Source organism: Acinetobacter stercoris (genome assembly GCF_900323515.1).
Taxonomy (GTDB): Bacteria; Pseudomonadota; Gammaproteobacteria; order Pseudomonadales; family Moraxellaceae; genus Acinetobacter; species Acinetobacter stercoris.
This window is the reverse complement of sequence record NZ_OOGT01000381.1, coordinates 1-1520: the sequence shown is the minus strand read 5'-3', so window position 1 is coordinate 1520 and position 1520 is coordinate 1. Positions and strand designations below refer to the sequence as shown.

Below are 1520 nucleotides of genomic sequence, written 5' to 3'. Positions count from 1 at the left end.
ATTTTAAACATTCAAAAAATAAATCTTTTTTGAATTTTCCAGCAAATGCGATCATCTTTATATTGTGTTATATACTTAGAAAAAATTTGGAAAGGTCAATATGCAAGCCATCATTCTGGACACTGAAACACATACTCTCAATGGTTATCCAATTGAAATTGCATATGCTCCAATTCAGATTTTACAAGGCAAATTAAGTCTGGAACGGGAAAAGATTTTTGACCAACTTTATAGTATTGGAAATGAAAAAATTTCCTATGCTTCTATGGCTGTACATCATATCCTGGAATCAGATATTCAAGATAAGCCAAACTTCTCAACGTTTGAATTACCTTCAGAAACAACCTATATCATTGGTCATAATATTGACTATGATATTCGGGCAATTGAGCAATGTGGTGTAGATACCTCAAAAATTAAAGCCATCTGTACATTAGCACTCTCAAGATTGGTCTGGCCAGATACGGAAGCGCATAATATTTCAGCACTTATTTATATGATAAGTAAAGGAAGTGAAAAAGCACGTAACATGTTAAAAGGTGCTCATCGTGCTGATGCTGACATTATCCTCACTGCCAATATCCTGATGCACATCCTTTATCATTTAAAAATTCAAACGATTGAAGAATTATATGAAGCTTCTGAAGATGCAAGAATCCCTAGAACAATCAATTTCGGCAAACACAGAGGTACAGCGATACACGAACTCCCTGCTGACTATATACAGTGGCTACTTCGCCAAGAAGACCTTGATCCTTATCTGCGTAAAGCACTTGAGAATGCCAACATTCAGACATTATAAACATACACTAATATTTCTTACGCTATTCCAAGGAGTAAGCCGGATGTAGACTTACTCTTTATATCTACAAATACTTTTAGTCTTTTTTTCGTTTAATTAAGCATTAATGCATCTTATTTGAAATTATTTTTAATCAATATTTTCAATAAATTAAACTATAAACAAGCTTAACACTCAATTATTTTCTTCTCTCTTTTAGACCTTTTATTGATCCTCTCTTTTGATGTCACACCTTATAAATACATACGCTCTCCTTAATAAAGCAAATAAACATGAATCCTATTTTTGCCTTTAAATTTGACCCTATAGATAACCCAACTCAACTTGGAAAAATTGGTCACTGGGTTATCACTTTTCTGGACTCCCAAGATAAAAACGCTTCGATACAACTGGCTATTACCAGTGTGTTACCACTTCAGCATTCACAAGAACTACAAATCCGAAAAATTATAATTTCCCAATCAGATCAAGCTCCTATCTGGCATATTAACTCAATCGAATGTTTTGATCATTCAAATAATAAAATGATTTCTTTACCACTAAGTAATGAAATATCACAAAATTTTTTAAAGCAAATAATTGAAGATTTTAGAAAGTATGATGTAGAAATACAGCTTATTTCTCACGAATAAATTAGATAGAAATATTTCATAATGATGAAGAATAGCCATAATACTAAACTTTACAAACAGGGATAATTTATTCCCCTCTTTAATTC

General features: G+C 32.0%; 2 protein-coding genes. Both read left to right on the top strand.

Features of this window, described 5'->3' with window-relative positions; translation table 11 throughout:
- Nucleotides 1–100: 100 nt before the first annotated feature.
- Nucleotides 101–802, top strand: a complete 702-nt coding sequence (locus tag KPC_RS19685) for an exonuclease domain-containing protein (protein WP_121975990.1) — start codon at nucleotides 101–103, stop codon at nucleotides 800–802.
- 272 nt (nucleotides 803–1074) lie between these two features.
- Nucleotides 1075–1434: a hypothetical protein gene (locus KPC_RS19680; RefSeq protein WP_121975989.1), complete on the top strand. Its 360-nt coding sequence runs from the start codon at nucleotides 1075–1077 to the stop codon at nucleotides 1432–1434.
- Nucleotides 1435–1520 lie beyond the last annotated feature (86 nt).

Bases quoted from the DNA above. Each gene is read 5' to 3' on its own strand.
- KPC_RS19680 (WP_121975989.1), top strand. From the start codon at position 1,075: ATGAATCCTATTTTTGCCTTTAAATTTGACCCTATAGATAACCCAACT.
- KPC_RS19685 (WP_121975990.1), top strand. From the start codon at position 101: ATGCAAGCCATCATTCTGGACACTGAAACACATACTCTCAATGGTTAT.